Annotated in this window: 17 protein-coding genes and 1 pseudogene; 11 read left to right on the top strand and 7 right to left on the bottom strand. The window is 68.3% G+C overall.

The features are described 5' to 3' along the window. Nucleotides 1–21: 21 nt before the first annotated feature. Both ACSVC7_RS09415 and ACSVC7_RS09420 read right to left on the bottom strand, forming a co-directional pair. Entirely contained in the window at nt 22–438 is a 417-nt protein-coding gene (locus ACSVC7_RS09415) for a phage holin family protein (RefSeq protein WP_448205491.1), read from the bottom strand. After that, on the bottom strand, nt 435–1,478 hold the full coding sequence (locus ACSVC7_RS09420; RefSeq protein ID WP_448205490.1) for a hypothetical protein: 1,044 nt from the start codon (nt 1,476–1,478) through the stop codon (nt 435–437). The genes ACSVC7_RS09415 and ACSVC7_RS09420 overlap by 4 nt, the downstream gene beginning before the upstream one ends. Before the next feature lie 251 nt (nt 1,479–1,729). On the opposite strand from ACSVC7_RS09420, the gene ACSVC7_RS09425 reads away from it, so the two are divergent. The 7 genes from ACSVC7_RS09425 (at nt 1,730) to ACSVC7_RS09455 (ending at nt 10,922) form a co-directional block, all read left to right on the top strand. Further along, nucleotides 1,730–3,022, top strand: a complete 1,293-nt coding sequence (locus ACSVC7_RS09425) for a hypothetical protein (protein WP_448205489.1) — start codon at nt 1,730–1,732, stop codon at nt 3,020–3,022. Between the two features lie 802 nt (nt 3,023–3,824). After that, a complete protein-coding gene (locus ACSVC7_RS09430) occupies nt 3,825–4,400 on the top strand; it encodes a hypothetical protein (protein ID WP_448205488.1) in 576 nt (191 codons plus the stop codon). Continuing rightward, entirely contained in the window at nt 4,393–5,193 is an 801-nt protein-coding gene (locus tag ACSVC7_RS09435) for a response regulator transcription factor (protein WP_448205487.1), read from the top strand. The genes ACSVC7_RS09430 and ACSVC7_RS09435 overlap by 8 nt, the downstream gene beginning before the upstream one ends. Further along, nucleotides 5,174–6,763, top strand: coding sequence for a sensor histidine kinase (locus ACSVC7_RS09440; RefSeq protein ID WP_448205486.1), 1,590 nt, complete (start codon nt 5,174–5,176; stop codon nt 6,761–6,763). The genes ACSVC7_RS09435 and ACSVC7_RS09440 overlap by 20 nt, the downstream gene beginning before the upstream one ends. Before the next feature lie 123 nt (nt 6,764–6,886). Further along, nucleotides 6,887–9,448 (top strand): cation:proton antiporter, encoded by a 2,562-nt coding sequence (locus ACSVC7_RS09445; RefSeq protein ID WP_448205485.1) that lies wholly within the window; start codon nt 6,887–6,889, stop codon nt 9,446–9,448. Nucleotides 9,449–9,488: 40 nt separating this feature from the next. Beyond that, nucleotides 9,489–10,385 carry a DMT family transporter gene (locus tag ACSVC7_RS09450; RefSeq protein ID WP_448205484.1) on the top strand — a complete coding sequence of 299 codons (897 nt, stop codon included), beginning with the start codon at nt 9,489–9,491 and terminating at the stop codon, nt 10,383–10,385. A gap of 132 nt (nt 10,386–10,517) precedes the next feature. Next, nucleotides 10,518–10,922, top strand: a complete 405-nt coding sequence (locus tag ACSVC7_RS09455; RefSeq protein WP_448205483.1) for a hypothetical protein — start codon at nt 10,518–10,520, stop codon at nt 10,920–10,922. Here the strand turns inward: ACSVC7_RS09455 and ACSVC7_RS09460 are convergent. Then, nucleotides 10,882–11,853, bottom strand: a complete 972-nt coding sequence (locus tag ACSVC7_RS09460; RefSeq protein ID WP_448205482.1) for a LysR family transcriptional regulator — start codon at nt 11,851–11,853, stop codon at nt 10,882–10,884. The genes ACSVC7_RS09455 and ACSVC7_RS09460 overlap by 41 nt on opposite strands. 119 nt (nt 11,854–11,972) lie before the next feature. Between ACSVC7_RS09460 and wrbA the strand changes: the two genes are divergently transcribed. Together wrbA and ACSVC7_RS09470 are read left to right on the top strand one after the other, a co-directional pair. Next, nucleotides 11,973–12,575: an NAD(P)H:quinone oxidoreductase gene (gene wrbA, locus ACSVC7_RS09465; protein ID WP_448205481.1), complete on the top strand. Its 603-nt coding sequence runs from the start codon at nt 11,973–11,975 to the stop codon at nt 12,573–12,575. Nucleotides 12,576–12,641: 66 nt separating this feature from the next. Next, entirely contained in the window at nt 12,642–13,589 is a 948-nt protein-coding gene (locus ACSVC7_RS09470) for a glutathione S-transferase family protein (protein WP_448205480.1), read from the top strand. 12 nt (nt 13,590–13,601) lie between these two features. Here the strand turns inward: ACSVC7_RS09470 and ACSVC7_RS09475 are convergent, their stop codons facing one another. The 3 genes from ACSVC7_RS09475 to ACSVC7_RS09485 are packed head-to-tail and all read right to left on the bottom strand — an operon-like array spanning nt 13,602 to nt 15,065. Beyond that, nucleotides 13,602–13,979, bottom strand: a complete 378-nt coding sequence (locus tag ACSVC7_RS09475; RefSeq protein ID WP_448205479.1) for a hypothetical protein — start codon at nt 13,977–13,979, stop codon at nt 13,602–13,604. Further along, nucleotides 13,970–14,608: a response regulator gene (locus ACSVC7_RS09480; RefSeq protein WP_483508215.1), complete on the bottom strand. Its 639-nt coding sequence runs from the start codon at nt 14,606–14,608 to the stop codon at nt 13,970–13,972. The genes ACSVC7_RS09475 and ACSVC7_RS09480 overlap by 10 nt, the downstream gene beginning before the upstream one ends. Nucleotides 14,609–14,660: 52 nt before the next feature. Continuing rightward, nucleotides 14,661–15,065, bottom strand: a complete 405-nt coding sequence (locus ACSVC7_RS09485) for an Hpt domain-containing protein (RefSeq protein WP_448205477.1) — start codon at nt 15,063–15,065, stop codon at nt 14,661–14,663. A 171-nt stretch (nt 15,066–15,236) separates the two neighbouring features. On the opposite strand from ACSVC7_RS09485, the gene ACSVC7_RS09490 reads away from it, so the two are divergent. Next, a complete protein-coding gene (locus ACSVC7_RS09490; RefSeq protein WP_448205476.1) occupies nt 15,237–15,584 on the top strand; it encodes a hypothetical protein in 348 nt (115 codons plus the stop codon). Nucleotides 15,585–15,588: 4 nt separating this feature from the next. Further along, on the top strand, nt 15,589–16,506 hold the full coding sequence (locus ACSVC7_RS09495) for an NAD(P)/FAD-dependent oxidoreductase (protein ID WP_448205475.1): 918 nt from the start codon (nt 15,589–15,591) through the stop codon (nt 16,504–16,506). A gap of 9 nt (nt 16,507–16,515) precedes the next feature. Here ACSVC7_RS09495 and ACSVC7_RS09500 read toward each other — a convergent pair. After that, a pseudogene (locus ACSVC7_RS09500) lies at nt 16,516–16,605 on the bottom strand (IS5/IS1182 family transposase); the annotation flags it as partial.

Below are 16,605 nucleotides of genomic sequence, written 5' to 3' on the forward strand. Positions count from 1 at the left end.
GACCGTCTCTTGATCCGCCGCTCATCGGGCCAGCTGGGACCGCGCCCAGCGCTTGTCGTCGCGCAGCGTCTCGATGGTCCGCTTCGGCTGGAGATTTTCGGCGCTGAGCCGGCTCTTGCCCATCATCGCCAGCACGCCGCCGATGGCGAGCACCACGACCCCGACGATCACCGCGGCGAGCCACGGCGCGACGACGTTCGACAGCGCCAGCACGGCGGCGGCCAGCAGGACCAGAACGCCCGCGAAGGCGATCATCCCGCCGGCGGCGACATAGGCGACGCCGCCCGCCGCCTGTCCCGCCTTTTCGGTCAGCTCGGCCTTCGCCAGCTCGATCTCCGTACGCGCGAGATTGGTGGTCTCGCGCGCCAGATCCGCGAACAGGCCGGCGATGGGACGCTCCTGCCGTGGATCGTAGGAACGGTCCTCCGCCGCGCTCATGACGACGAACCCTGGGGCTTGCCGCCGGACGACGGCGCTGCGCTGAGCGGCGTGCCGGTGGAGGTGGTGCCGGCGTTGCCGCCGGTGGTGGCGCCCACGGTGGCCCCCATGTTGGATGACGGCTTGCCTTGATTGGGCTTCGCCGTGCCGATGTCGGACGTGCTGGCCGGGGTCGGTTCCGGCGAGCCGCCGGCCATCAGCTGCGCGGCGTCACGGGTGCGCGCGGCGCTGGTGGCCGCGGTGGCGGCGTTGAGCGACGAGCGGGGTGGGGCGGCGCCGGCCGTCGCGTAGTTGCCCTGGCGCGCGCGGTCCCCGGCAGAGCCCATGGACGACGAACTCATGGACGTCGAACCGGCGAGGCCGCCCGCCATGCCGCGGCGGGTGTCGCTGTCCATGCCGGAGCCCATGCTCGACCGGCCGTAGCCGCGCTCTTCCTGACCCCAGCGCCCGGTGGAGCGGGAGCCCATCGTCCCCGATCCCATGTTCCCCGACCCCATCGTGCCGGAAGAGCTCAGCCGCGACGTGCCCTGGCCCTGAAATCGACGCTCACCGGAGCTTTTGATGAAGCGGGCGAACAGGAAGCCGACCGCGAAGGCCGCGCCGACGAACACCTCCGGCTGGCGGCGGGCGAAGCCTTCGACCTGGCTCACCATGTCGTCCACGGTGGAGTTGCGCAGCATGTCGGCGACCTGCTCCACCCGGTCGGCGGCCTGGCCGGCGTAGTGGGCAGCGGTGCCGTTGTTCTCCTCGCTCAACTGTTCGGCGGCCTTGTGAAGCGCGTTCGCGACGCTGCCGAGCTGGTCGGCGGCGCGGTGGCTCTGCTGTTCCAGAAGCGAGCGGATGCGGCCCTGCGCAGAGCTGATGGTGTCGCGGCCGGCCTCGGTCGCCTCGTCCGTCATGCGGCTGATGTCGCTGCTCATGCGATCCGTGCTGTTGTTGTGGCCCATGCCGGTTTGACCTATGCCGGTCTGGTTACGGGCCATCGGATCCGATGCCTTGTGGTTCGGTCCGCCGGTGCCCGACGTGTCGCGGTCTGCCATCTGCTTTCCTCCTCGGGATTTCGTGTTTCCGCGGCCTGCGGCGTCTCGCCGCGCTGAGCGGCGTCCGATGTTCGACCACACAAACACCAGCGCGGCCTTCGGAGTTCCGGCGTGTGTACAAGGCTTTGCGGCGGCAACGCCGGGTTGCCGGTCCGGTGCGGCCCCTGCACGTCGAAAATGGACAGATCACAAAAGCGTGCTAAACTTACCCGCGAATTGTACTCGGCCCAGATGAACCGGAGGAGGCGGGCGTGAGCGGCATCTTCAGCGTCTTGGCCGACAGCCAGAGCAGCATGTTCCGTCTCCAGCAGGCGAAGAAGACCTGGGAACGGGACATGGAGGCGATGGACGCCAAGGATGCCAAGCAGCGGCTGTCCGACAAGGCCGACGCCATCCGGCTGCCCATGACCTTCTCCCTGACGCCGGAGCAGCAGCGCAACCACACCGCCGCCGTCAACGCGATGGAGGAGGCGAAGCGTGTCGGCGGCCCCAAGGCCGCGGCGGAGCAGAAGCTGGAGGAGGTCGAGCGCAAGATCGCCGAACTGAAGCTGACCCTGCGCTTTTCCCACGGCAACCGGGACAAGCTGGCGCAACTCGCGCGCGAGGCGGCGATCCTGGCCCGCGAGGCCGGACGCGCCGCGAAATCCTACGGAGAGGGTGTCGCGGCGGCGGCGGAGATGGGGCTGCCCGGCGGCGCCGGGACGGGTGCCAGTGCCAGTGCGGGCTTGGAGATCGAGCACACCATCACGCGCACCTCGCTGACCGTCGTGCAGACGGAAATGTCGGTGAACGTCACCATGACCATCCGGCCCGACGCCCAGCCGCCGGGGAAGGACAACCCGAACGCCGGAGCGGCGGCCCTGGCGCAGGAAGCCGCCGCCGTCGCCGAGCAGGCGCCCGAGGAGACCGAGGGCGCGTCGGCCGAAACCGAGGCCGAGGCCGCCGACGTGGCGAGCGACGCGTCGCAGGCGGAAGCCACGGCGGAGGGGGAAGGAACGGACGAGGATACGTCCGAGACGTCCTCCTCGTCCGCGGATCCGGCGGATCTGGCGAAGGCGGTGAGCGAGGCCCTGGCCGGCCAGCACCCCAGCGGCGCCGGCCTGACGGGTGAACGGGGGCGGGCGCTGATGCAGCGCATGATGGCCGACAACACTCTGAAGATGTCCCGCTACCGCGAAGCCGACGAATTCGGCCGTCGTGTCGAAAAGGTGTTGTCCGACGTGAAATCGGTCATCGGCGAGGCCAAGATCGCCAACGAGGCGGATCAGGTCATGGAGCGCCGCAAGGCCCGCAAGGAATCCTTCAAGGCCTACGACAAGATTGTCGACGGTGCCCAGGGCGAGGTGAACCGCCTGCGTCAGGCCGCCTTCGGCTCCAGCGTTTCGATCAAGGATTTTCTGAACGCAGCCGCCGATGCGAACGGGGGAGGAGAGGGTGCCGAGGCTGGCGCCGATTCTGGCGGCGCGGGAGGGGCCGCCGCTGCCACGGCTGCCGCCGGCCCGGCGCTGTCCGGAGCGCAGACGGTGGTGAATCTGCTGGCATAATGGCCGGTTTGATGATCCTGGCCGCGAAACACTCCTTCCTCTGAAGCAGGGACCGTTCCGACGGAAGTATTCCAACCGGGGTAAGCCCTCCAATTTTGCAGACCTGCGCTGTCTTGACGATTTCCTTGGGTGGGCGCATCCTTTCTGCTGTGAAGGTTGATGCTTGGAAAGCATTGGACGCACGCGGCCGACCGGTCTTGGGACCGGCCGGATAGAAGGCTGGAGTTCACGCGGCAACCTCCGTGAGAGCCGCTGTTCGGCGCGCTCATCGCATCGATATCGTTGCCCGTCCGGCTGACCGGCGGTGGGGCCAGACCCGGGTGGCCCTGCCGCCGATTGCTTTTTGGGCCATTCCTTTTCCCCCGTCTCCCCCTCTGCGCATCCCATCGGCCTTTACCGGCGTCGCGCGCCTTCGCGTGTTGTGCGTGCTTCCATTGCGCTGCTCGCCTCCCGGTCGATGGTAAGACGATAACCCCGCATCCAAAGCGATCCGTCTGCAAAGCGCTGTCTTTGTAAGAGGCAAATTGTTTCGAAAATCACCCTATCGAAAGTGGTGGGAATAAAATGTGGTCGCAAATGCGTACGAAAAGGGGGTAGATAGCGGGCGTTTAACGGCGCATTAACCAGCATGGACTGATTTTGGCTCTCACGGAGGCGGCGAGTGCAGGCATTGAGCCGGCAAGACCGCCCGCGAATTCAACCACGATGCTTGAAAGGCCCGAGCAAGACCATGACGGGTACCATACGCGAAGTGGCTGGAGCTGTTGTCGGAGCGGGGTGCCGACGCAGCAGTGCGGGCCTGATGCTGGCGGTTCTGCTGCTGGCGGGATGTCCCGGCACAGCCGTTCCTCCCGAGACGCAGACCGCAGCCGCGGGGCGCACGGCCATGACCGTTCCCCCGGTTCCGCGAGCCAAGCCTGCTCCACCGTCGCTGGCCAAGGCCACGGCAAAGGAGACGACGGCGCCGCTCGCGATGTCTGGTGCGATGCCCGGTCCGACGACCGGCGACGCCGCTGGAACGGTCAACGTGGCCGGAACGGAAGTGGCGGCCTTGCCCGTCGCGCCGCCCGCAACATCCATGGTCGGCAAGACGCCGGCCGCCACGATGTCACCCGATACGCTCGTCGGCCTGGACCAGCTCCAGACCCGGCGTCTCCTGGGCACCCCTGCCGCAGTGGAAGAGGCGACACCCGCGAAGGTGTGGCACTACGCCAAGGGCGATTGCACGCTCAAAGTCTTCTTCTTCATGGACATGACGTCCTCCCAGGACTTCCGAGCCCTCTCTTACGATCTGAAGAGCAGCGAAAATGTCCCAGATGTCGATAAACGATGCTTCGCTCAACTCCTCGCCCAAGGCTGGGATGTCCGCAATGACTGAGGCGACGCTCGCCCGCGTGGCCCTGGTCGATGATGACGACCTGTTCCGCGAGTCCTTGAGCCTCAACCTCGGCGACGAGGGGTACGAGGTCGTCACCTTCGACCGCGGGGAACCCGCGCTCGATTTCTTCGCCAACGGCGGTTCGGTCGATATCGTGCTGCTGGACTGGCGCATGCCGAAGATGGACGGTATCGACGTCCTGCGGCAGATGCGCGCCCGCGGCATCGACCTGCCGGTCATCTTCCTGACCGTGCTGTCGGACCAGATTTATGAAGAGGCCGCGCTGGCCGGCGGCGCGTTGGACTTCGTGGAGAAGTCGCGCAGCCTGTCGATCCTGCTGAAGCGCATGCGCCTCATCGTCGACGGTTCCAAGGGCACGCCGGAGGAGGCGGAGGTTCCGAAGGAATCCGTCCACACGCTCGGCAACCTGGAGCTTCGCCTGGACAACAGCCGCGCCCTGTGGTGCGGCCAGCGCATCGACCTGACGCTGACCGAGTTCAACATCGTCAAGCTGATGGCGACGCGCCCCGAAGAGGACGTGTCCTACCGCGAGATCTACGACCTCGTGCACGGCAAGGGCTTCGTCGCCGGCTACGGTCCGTCGGGCTACCGCGCCAACGTCCGCGCCTTCATCAAGCGCATCCGTCAGAAGTTCCGCGTCGCCGACGCCAACTTCGACTGCATCGAGAACTATCCGGGCTTCGGCTACCGCTGGGGCAACGGCGCGGGCGGCACGGGCCGGACGCGCGACGACGCCGACGATGTGATGGTCGATGGCGCTGCTGCCGATTGAGGCCCGCCACGCGGGCAAGGCACGGGTGACCATGGGATTTCCCACGGTCCGGGTGCGGTGGCTGTGGCGTTCGCTGGCGAGCCGGCTGGCGCTGCTGACCATCGTCTTCCTGGCGGTTCCGATCCTGATCTACGATCAGTTCCAGCGGGCCGACGTGGCGACGCAGACCCTGCTGCTGCAAAGCGCGCAGCAGCAGGGCGAGCTGATCGCCCGCGCGCTTGAGCCGGACCTGTCCCGCGCCAACCGCGCGGCCCTGCCGCATCTCGGCACGGCGCTCGGCCGCTTCGCGGACGACAACACCCGATTGAAGTTGCTGGTGCGTCCGCGCAGCATGTCGGGCAGCGACGGCTTCTTCTATGTGGGGGCAAGCCCGTCGGTCCCGACCGACGACCTGAACGCGGAGCGGACGCAGCTGCTGGAGCAGGGCGTCCTCGACCGTCTGGGCGCCTCCTGCGAGGGCAACGCGCCGCTGGCCCTGCGCCTGCCGCGCTCGTCGGGCGGGGTGGAGATCCTGACCTCCGTCACGCCGGTCTACACGGCCTTCGGCTGCTGGGCGCTGGTCACCAGCCACACGGCCGGCGGCTATCTGGAATCCTCCCTCGGCCGGCCCTACTGGAGCACGCCGGTGGTCCAGGCCGCGGCGCTGATCTACGTGGTCATGGCCGTGCTGGTCATGGGCGTTCTGCTGGGGGTCTGGCGCAACCTGCGGCGTTTCCGCGACCTTGCCCGCGACATCGTCAGCGGCGGGATCGGGGCTGATGGCGGCCAGGGCTCCTTCGCCACGCGCAACACCGTGCCGGAGCTGGCCGGCGTGGCCGAAGACTTCGACCGGCTGGTCGACACGCTGCGCGAGAGCGCCCGGTCGCTGCGCCGCGCCGCCGAGGACAACGCCCACGCCTTCAAGACCCCGATCGCGGTCATCCGCCAGTCGACGGAGCCGCTGCGCCGCTCCCTCTCGCTGGGGGACAACCGCAGCCAGCGCGCCCTGACCATGATCGAGAAGTCGCTGGACAAGCTGGACGGGCTGGTGTCCTTCGCCCGCCGTATGGACGAGGCCGCCGCCGATCTGCTGGCCCCGCCGCGCCGCCGCGTGGACCTGTCGGACCTCGTGGAGCGGATGGCCGGGGGCTACACCAGCCTGCTCGCCGAGCGGCAACTGCACATGCGATCCCGCATCGAATCCGGGATCGTGGTGCGGGCCGGCGAGGACATCCTGGAAACCGTCATCGAGAATCTGGTGGAGAACGCCGTCAGCTTCTCCCCGTCCGAAGGCACCGTCAGCGTGCGCCTGACCCGCAGCGGCGGCTGGGCGGAGCTGGTGGTGGAGGACGAGGGTCCGGGCGTCGATCCCGCCAACCTGCCGCGTATCTTCGAGCGCTACTTCTCCCAGCGCGAGCCGGGACGCGGCATGCCGGAGGACGAAACGGCGCACAACCAGGCCGAGGCGACGCATTTCGGCATCGGCCTGTGGATCGTCCGCCGCAACATCGAAGCCTTCGGCGGCAAGGTCCGCGCCGAGAACCGCGCAACCGGCGGCTTCCGCATCACGGTGGCCCTGCCGGTGGGGTGAGTGTCTGTTGTTCCCTCTCCCCTCCGGGGAGAGGGAGAATACCATTGTCCCCGACGCTGGCCTTGCTCCTGCCAAAGTGCGGCGATACCGTGCAGGCCAAGCCTCAACCGGCAAGGCGGGCCAATGCACGACATCGTCATCTACGTCCTTGGAGTTTCCGGCCTGCTTGCGCTGGTGAGCTTCCTGCCGCCGCTGGCCGCGCGGTTGCAGGTGCCCTACACCGTGCTGCTGGCCGCCGTGGGCGTGGCGCTGGGCGCGGTGATCCAGGCCTTCGCCGGCACGACCGGGGCCGGTCCCTTCCATGACTTCCTGAATTCGCTCGCCGAGCTGGACGTCTCGTCGGAGGCGTTGCTCTACATCTTCCTGCCGGTGCTGCTGTTCGAAACGGCGCTGGCCGTGGACGTGCGCCGGCTGTTCGACGACATCGGGCCGATTCTGCTGCTGGCCGTGGTGGCGGTGTTCGTCTGCACCTTCGCTGTCGGCTACGCGCTCAGCCTTTTCACCTCCGTGGGGCTGGTCGCCTGCTTGCTGCTGGGGTCCATCCTCGCCACCACGGACCCGGCGGCGGTCATCGGCGTGTTCCGCGACCTGGGCGCGCCGCGCCGGCTGACCATGCTGGTCGAAGGCGAAAGCCTGCTGAACGACGCGGCGGCCATCGCGCTGTTCACGCTGCTGCTCGGCATGCTGACGCGCAACGCCCAGGGCGGCGCCATGGAAGCCGCCGTGGAGTTCCTGCGCGACTTCGCGGGCGGGGTGCTGACCGGCTATCTGTGCGGGCGCGTCGTCTGCTTCCTGGTGGAGCCGGTGCGCAACCAGCCGATGGCGGAGATCACGCTGACCGTGGCGCTCGCCTATCTCAGCTACGTGCTGGCGGAGCATTACGTCGGGGCGTCGGGCGTCGTGGCGGTGGTGACGGCGGCGCTGGTCATCGGCTCGGTCGGGCGGACGCGTATCTCCCCGACCACCTGGGGGGCGCTGGAGCATGTCTGGCGGCAGCTCGGCTTCTGGGCCAACTCGCTGATCTTCCTGCTGACGGCCATCCTGGTGCCGCGCCTGCTGGGCGGGGTGGGGTGGGTCGACGTGGGGCTCGTGCTGGTGGTGGTGGGTGCCGCCACGGCGGCGCGCGCGCTGGTGCTGTTCGGCCTGCTGCCGCTGCTGTCCGCCGCCGGTCTGTCGGAGCGGGTCAGCCATTCCTACAAGGCGGTGATGCTGTGGGGCGGCCTGCGGGGGGCCGTGTCGCTGACGCTGGCGCTCGCCGTGACGGAGAACGCCCGCGTGCCGGACCGGGTGCAGAGCTTCGTCGCCATCCTGGTCATCGGCTTCGTCTTCTACACGCTGTTCGTCAACGGCACGACGCTGCGCGCGGTGATCCGGCTGCTGGGGCTCGACCAGCTGTCGCCGGTGGAGCACGCCATGCGCAACCGCGCACTCGCCCTGTCGCTGGCCGGCATCCGGGAGCGGGTGGAGGACGTCGCCCGCCATTACGAGGTGGACGCTCCGGCGACGGAGGCGATGGTGTCCCAATACGCCGGGCGCCTGTCCGCCATCGACCGGGAGCGCGAGGCGGAAAAGCCCATCAGCAACGAGGACCGCATCACCATCGGCCTCGCCATCCTGGTGAACCGGGAAGAGGAGCTGTATTTCGCCCACTTCAAGGAAGGCGTGCTGTCGCGCGCCGTGGTGGAACTGCTGACCAACCGCACCGGACGCCTGCTCGACGCGGTGAAGGCACAGGGGCGCAACGGCTACCGCGCCTTCGAGGAGCCCTTCATCGCCTTCACCCCCTGGATGCGCGTGGCGAGCCTGCTGCACCGCCGCTTCGGCATCCACGCCCCGCTGGCGCGGCGACTGGCGATGCGGTTCGAGATCCTGATCGGCGTGCGCACCGTCCAGCGCGAGCTGCTGGACTTCACCAAGTCCAAGATCGCCCAGGTGCTGGGGGAGGATGTCTCCTGCGAGCTGGAAGGCATGCTGGTCGTGCGGCTGGGCATGGTGGAGCAGGCGCTGTCCGCGCTGAAGTTGCAATACCCGGACTACGCGCTGGTCCTGCAGAGCCGCTACGTCGGCCGTGCGGCGCTGCGGCTGGAGGAGGCGGACTACCGCACGCTGCACGCGGAGTCGATCATCAGCCAGGAGGTCCTGACCGACCTGGAACGCGACCTCGACCAGCGCCGCCGCGCGCTGGAACGGCTGCCGAAGCTCGACCTGCGGCTTGACCTCAAGGATCTGGTCGGCCGCGTGCCGCTCTTCGCCGGGCTGGAGGCCGACCGGCTGCACGACATCGCCACGCTGCTGAAGCCGCGCCTCGCCCTGCCGGGGGAGACCATCGTGCGCCGGGGCGAGCGGGGCGACGCCATGTTCTTCATCGCGTCGGGGGCCGTGGAGGTGCTGGTGCCGGGCCTGCCGGAACCGGTGAAGCTGGGCACCGGCGACGTGTTCGGAGAGATGGCCCTGCTGACCCGCCAGCGGCGCAATGCAGACGTGCGGTCGCTGGGCTATTGCCAACTGCTGGTCCTGGATGAGAAGGATTTCCGCCGGCTGGTGCAGCGGGACGCCAATCTGCGCGCCCATCTCCAGGCGGTCGCCGAGGCGCGGCGCCTGCCGGTGAAACCGGCGGTGGTGGCACAAGCCCCGGCGGTGGAAGAGCAGGGACCGGACATGCAAGAGGCTCAAGCCTCGGGTTAGGACAAGAGGCGCAAGCCTTGGGTTGGGAGACAAGCAAATCATGACCGTGCAAGCGTCCGCCGCCACGGGCGGGCGGCCCGAATGGGTGCGCCTGATGCCGGGCGTGTTCGTGCTGCTGTGGAGCACGGGCTTCATCGGCGCCAAATACGGCCTTCCCTACGCGGAGCCGATCACCTTCCTTCTGATCCGGCTGGGGCTGGTGGCCGTCGTGCTTGGGCTTGTGGCGCTCGTCACGCGGGCACCCTGGCCGAAGTGCTGGGCGGAAGCCGGGCGGATCGCCTTGGCCGGGCTGCTGGTGCACGGCGTCTATCTGACCGGGGTCTTCTGCGCCATCGCCAAGGGCATGCCGGCCGGCGTGACGGCGCTGATCGTCGGCGTGCAGCCGCTGCTGACGGCGGCGCTGTCCGGCCCGCTGCTGGGAGAGCGGGTGACCGCGCGCCAGTGGGGCGGCCTGATGCTGGGGCTGGGCGGCGTGGGGCTGGTGGTCAGCGAGAAGATCAGCTTCGATTCGGCCAACGCCGTCGGCATGGTGCTGGCCATCGCCGCGCTGCTGGGCATCACCTTCGGAACGCTCTACCAGAAGCGCCACGGCACGGCGATGGACCTGCGCAGCGGTGCGGCCATCCAGTACGCGGCCACGGCGGCGGTGCTGGCGGTGCTCGCCCCGCTGTTCGAGACCATGCAGGTCCGCTGGACCGGGGAGTTCGTCTTCGCGCTGCTGTGGCTCAGCTTCGTGCTGTCGGTGGGCGCGATCTTCCTGCTCTACGCGCTGATCCGCCGGGGTGCCGCGGCCCGCGTGGCAAGCCTGTTCTACTTGGTTCCGCCGGTCACCGCCGTGATCGCCTGGGCCATGTTCGACGAGCGGCTGGGCGTCCTGGCGCTGGCCGGCATGGCGCTGACCGTCGCGGGCGTGGCGCTGGTCAACCGGGCGTCGTAATACCGTGCGCATTGCCAGAGCCTTGCTGTCAGACTATGCTTGTTCGCACCGGCGGAAGGATCTGTCCGGCAAAATTACGTCGCCGATAAACATCGGGACACGCGTCGTCGATAAACATCGAAAGTGAGTGCCATGGACGGCCTGGAGCCTCTCTCGCTCGATGACAACCGGACCATTCAGGCCATCGGCATCCTTGCCGATGTTCTGGACGGGGTGGACGGTCCGGGCGGACTCGACACGGTGCTGGTGTCCAAGGCGCTGCGGCAGGTGATCGCCACCAAGTCGCAGCCGGCTTTCGAATTCGCGTCCCGCGCCTTCAACACGCTGGACCCCGACGTGCGTCGCAAGGTGGCGGAGGACGCCGACAACGCCGCCTACGACGCGGTGGAACTGCGCGCCCGCGTCGGCGGCTTCCTCGCCACCGCGCCGAAGAGGGACGGCGGTCAGGCCGCTGCTGCCGGCCCCGGCGGTCAGCCGACCAGCTTCCTCAACGCCCTCAATCTGCGCGCCCGCCGCCGGTCGTCTCCGACGGAATAAGGGCGGTTCCGTCCTCAAGGCCGACCAGCGCGCAGTCCCAGTAGGGGCGTGGCCCGAAGCGCTCGGCCAGGAAATCGACGAAGACGCGCACCTTGGGCGACAGGTGCCGGTTCTGCGGATAGACCGCGTAGACGTTCGATTCCAACGAGTAGCAGTCCAGCAGCAGGCATTTCAACGCGCCGGACGCCAGCGCGTCGCCGCACAGGAAGGTCGGCAGCGCCGCGATTCCCACCCCTGCGACCGCGGCGGCGCACAGCAGATCGCCGTTGTTGGCGCGCAGCGAACCCGACACGCGCACGGACCGGACCTCCCCATCGACGCGGAACTGCCACTGCTCGGCCGTCGGGACGTTGGTGTAGATCAGGCAGTTGTGGCTGGCCAAATCCTCCGGCACGGACGGCGTACCGTGCGTCTCCAGGTAGGACGGGCTGGCGCAGACGACGGCCCGGGCCGGGGCGAGCCGCTTGGCGATCAGCGAACTGTCGCGCAGCCGCCCGATGCGGACGGCCAGATCGTACCCCTCGTCGATCAGGTCCACGTAGCGGTCGTTCAGGTCCATCTCGATCTCGATGGACGGGTGGCGCTCCAAGAACTCCGCAACCGCGGGGGCGAGGTGCTTGTACCCGAAGGACACCGGCGCGTTGACGCGCAGCCGGCCGCGCGGGGCGGAATGCAGGTCGGCGACGGCCTGTTCCGCCTCCTCCAGGTCGGCGATAATGCGGGTGCAGCGCTCGTAATAGGCCTGCCCGACCTCGGTCAGGCTGAGCTTGCGCGTCGTGCGGTTCAGCAGCCGGGCGCCCAGCCGGTTCTCCAGCTCCGCGATGCGGCGGGAGACCACGGACTTGGACAGGTTCAGGCGCTCCGCCGCGGCGGTGAAGCTCTTCGTGTCCACCACCTTGATGAAGGCGAGCATGTCGTCGAGGCGATCCATGCCATTGTTGTACACCCTGGAACAATGAAGTTCCAGCGGGTTGGATTTGCTGACCCGTCACAACGCGCTATCTCAGTGGACACCCCAGCAATGAGGGCCAATCAAAGAGGGAAAGAGACATGGCCAAGGTCCTGGTGCTCTACTACAGCAGCTACGGGCACATCTCGACGATGGCGCAGGCCGCCGCGGAGGGAGCGCGCTCGGTCCCCGGAACCGAAGTGACGGTCAAGCGGGTGCCGGAACTGGTGCCTGAGGAGGTCCGGCAGAAGTCGCACTTCAAGGAAGAGCCGAACATCCCCATCGCGACCCCGAACGAGTTGGCCGACTACGACGCCATCATCTTCGGCGTGCCGACCCGCTACGGCAACATGCCGGGCCAGATGAAGAACTTTCTCGACCAGACGGGCGCCTTGTGGATGAAGGGCGCGCTGGTCGGCAAGGTGGGCAGCGTCTTTTCCTCCTCCGCCACGCAGCACGGTGGGCAGGAGAGCACCATCCTCAGCACGCACATCGTTCTGCTGCACCAGGGCATGGTGATCGTTGGGCTGCCCTACAGCTTCCAGGGCCAGATGGGCGTGGACGAGGTGATGGGCAATACGCCCTACGGCGCCAGCACCATCGCCGGCGGCGACGGCTCCCGCCAGCCGAGCGCGGTCGAACTGGACGGCGCCCGCTTCCAGGGCAAGCATGTCGCGGAGATCGCGAAGAAGCTGCACGGTTGATCGGCACGCCCCTCTCCCGGTTCCGCTGGGGGAGGGGCATCGGGAGGGGCTGGGGGAGGACACGCGATGGGCCTGCTGATCGAGGGCCGCTGGCACGACCAGTGGTACGACACGAAAACCACCGGCGGCGCGTTCGTACGGCCGGAGACACAGTTCCGGAACCGGGTAGCGGCGGACGGCTCGACCCCCTACCGTCCGGAAGCGGGCCGCTACCACCTGTTCGTGTCGCTGGCCTGCCCCTGGGCGCACCGCACCCTGATCGCCCGCGCGCTGAAGCGGCTGGAGGGCGTGATCGGGGTGACCGTCGTCGACCCGCTGATGGGGGCGGAGGGCTGGACCTTCCCGGAACCCGACCCGATCACCGGCTCCACCCGCCTGTACGAGGTCTACGCCAAGGCCAAGCCCGACTACAGCGGCCGGGTCACCGTGCCGGTGCTGTGGGACAAGCAAACCGACACCATCGTGAACAACGAGTCCGCTGAGATCATGCGGATCCTGAACCGGGAATTCGACGCGCTGGGCGATGCGTCGGTGGACCTCTATCCGGCCGACCTCGCGGAGGAGATCGACCGGATCAACGCCTTCGTCTACGACCGCATCAACAACGGCGTCTACAAGGCCGGCTTCGCCACCAGCCAGGAAAAGTACGAGCAGGCCTTCGACGCGCTGTTCGCCGCGCTGGACGAGCTGGACGCGCGACTCGCCACACAGCGTTGGCTGGTCGGCAACCGGCGGACGGAGGCGGACTGGCGCCTGTTCACCACGCTGGTGCGCTTCGATGCCGTCTATGTCGGGCACTTCAAGTGCAACCTGCGGCGGATCGCCGACTACCCGAACCTGTCCGGCTACCTGCGCGACCTTTACCAAGTGCCGGGCGTTGCGGCGACGGTGAACTTCGCGCACATCAAGCGCCACTACTACGCCAGCCACACCATGATCAACCCGACCGGCATCGTGCCGAAGGGACCGGCGCTGAACCTCGACGCGCCGCACGACCGGGCGCGGCTGGGGTGATTCCGGTGACCGTCAGGGCTTGAAGCAGCGGGCCATGTCCTCCTCAAGCCCGATGATCTCGCAGGTGAAGCCGTTGGAGAACTTGAAGCGGAACGGCCCCGTCTTGCGCACGCTGAGCTTCGCCTGTCCGGACGCATCCTTGAACACCACCCAGGCCGAGGCGTCGACCGCGGTGTTCAGCCCGTTGGTCAGGCGCACGCGTCCGCGGGCGTCCTTCAGGACCTGGACGCCGGTGTTGTAGGTCAGCGTGCTGGGGTTGTCGGCCTTGGCGGCGAGGCCGTTGGTGCAGTTCACGCCTTCCGGCTTCACGGCCACGCATTCGAAGGGGCGCGGCTGCGACGCGGTGAGGACCAAGGCGTAGATCGCGACTTCCAGGACGTTCATCGGCATGCGGAGCCTCCCGGACTGATCCCTGTCCGCATCCAGTGTGCCGTCGCTTTGGTTACGAAAGAAATAATGTCACACCAAAGCGAACTTCCGTTCGCTTTGGATTCAAATGGCCTCATTCGCCGGCCGGGCTTCGGTCGCACGTGCGACCGTCCGTCCCCCCTCCCACCGGGACCGCGGTCGCGGTCCAAAGCGGATTGAAATCCGCTTTGGAGGTTCGGTTGTTTCGCCGCGAGCGCCTTTTCCAGCTTGTCCCGCAGCCCGGCCGGGGTCAGCGGCTTGACCAGATAGCCGGTCGCCCCGAACCGGCGAGCGGAAAACACCACCTCCGGCTCCGTGTGCTTGGTCAGCATGATGACCGGCGCCCTGCGGCTGGCCGCCGGTTCCCGTTGGCGCAGCGCCTCGACGAAGGCGAGGCCGCCCATCGGCGTCATGTCCACGTCGCAGAGGATGGCGTCGAAGGCGACGCGGTCGCAGCGGGCCAGCGCCTCCGCCCCGTCGGACGCCTCGATCACGGAGCCGATGCCCAGTTGGCGCAGCAGCCGCACCGACGCGCTGCGGGTGACCACCTCATCCTCCACGACCAGGACGGAACAGGACTCGTACCCCATGACCATCCCCCGATCCGGCATAGGCACCGGCGTATAGAATACGGGGGTATGTTATATCAAATTTGAGGAATTCTCAAATTTGGTTGATGAGGGACCGCACGTCGGCCAGCGCCTGGTCGAGGGCCGAAACGCTGTCGTGCACGACAGCGGAGTCGCCGCTGAGGATCGCGTCCTCGATGCTGGAAAAGAGGCGGGCGACACGGCGCGCGCCGGCGGTGCGGGCCGCCCCGGCCGCGGCGTGCGCGGCGAGCCGGGCGCCTTGCAGGTCGCTGTTCGCCAGACGGTCGCGGAGCATGCTGGCAAGATCGTCCTCGTCCTTCATGAACATCGCGTAGAGCATGTGGACGGTGGGGTTGAGGCTGCCGAAGTTGCGGACCATCGGCTCGACGTCGAGGATGTCCGGATCCGGGCAGACCGGGGGCTTGGCGTCCGGTTTGTCCTCCGCGTCGGCGTGGAAGGATGGCTGGGGTGCGGACACGGGCCGCCTCGCTGCAACACACGATGTTATGACACGCTGCCTTTTGCAATTTCGACCGTCAAGGCGCGCCGGGCGCGGCGAAAGGACGCCCCTTCGCCGCGCGCCGAGGGAACCCGGCCCCGTTCGGGACTGTTCCCTGCGCGTGAGGAGCAAGCGTGGGGTTCCGGACGCATGGTGGCCGTACCCGATCCGCGCCGCGAGGCAACGCAGACGGCACCGCCGCGGCAGGCCGACGGCGGGACCTTGCCGCGCTTGCTGGACGCTCTGGGCATCGGGATCGTGTCGGGCGGCGGGCTGGTGGGCGCGCTGCTGCTCGTCCAGTCGCCGTTCGAAGGGCCGTGGCGGGTCGTGCTGGCCGTCGCCGTGGTGTTCGCCGGAATCTTCGCCGGCTTCCTCATGATCGGATTCGCCGCCAACCTGCGGGAGCTTGAAGCCGTGCGCCGCTGCCTCGCCCTGGTTGCCCGCCACCAAAGCCCCCGTCACCAAGCCCCCCATCATCAAAGGCAGCGTGAGCCCTGAATTCATGGACAATGAACGTCTCGACGTGCTGGTCGTCGGCGGCGGCCCGGCCGGGCTGACCGCGGCCATCTATCTGGCGCGCTATCGCCGCCGCTTCCTGGTGGTGGACGCCGGGGCCAGCCGGGCCTCCTGGATCCCGCTGTCGCACAACCATGCCGGCTTTCCCGACGGCGTGACCGGGAACGAGCTGCTGGCGCGCATGCGCGCCCAGGCCGAGCGCTACGGCTCCCGCATCGAGCAGGGCACGGTGGAGAGCGTGGAGCGGGACGAGGGCGGCTTCATCGCCCGCACCAAGGAAGGGCGGGAGCTGCGCGCCCGCACGGTGCTGACCGCCACCGGCGTCATCGACCTGGAGCCGCAGCTTCCCAACCTCTATCAGGCGGTGCAGCGCGGCCTGATCCGCCATTGCCCGATCTGCGACGGGTTCGAGGTGATCGACCACCGCATCGGCGTCATCGGCTTCGGCACCGACGCGCTGGGGGAGGCGCTGTTCCTGCGCAACTACTCCCGCGACATCACGCTGCTGACGCTCGGCGAGCCGATGAACCTGGAAGAGGCCGAGGAGCGCCGCATGGCCGAGGCGGGCATCCGCGCCGTGGAGGATCCCGTGGTCGAGGTTCATTCCGAAGGCGGGCGCATCGCCGCGCTGACCACGGCCTCGGGCGAGAGGCTGGCCTTCGACACGCTCTATTCCGCGCTCGGCACCGTGCCGCGCACCGACCCGGTGAAGGGGCTGGGCGTGCGCATCTGCCCCGACGGGCGGCTGGTCACCGACGGGCACCAGCAGACGGGAATCGAGGGGCTCTACGCCGCCGGGGACATCGTGGAGGGGCTCAACCAGATCTCCGTCGCCATGGGGCAGGCGGCCATAGCGGCGACCGCCATCCACCGCCGTCTGGCGAAGGAGGACGGGGAGCTTTAGAGCGTGTCGTCAGTTGAGCCAGATGACAGCCGAGACGAGGTAAACGGCGGCCAGAAAGGTGCTGGCAAGCTTGTCGTAGCGTGTGGCAATGGCCCGGAA

Source organism: Azospirillum mesophilum (genome assembly GCF_053470405.2).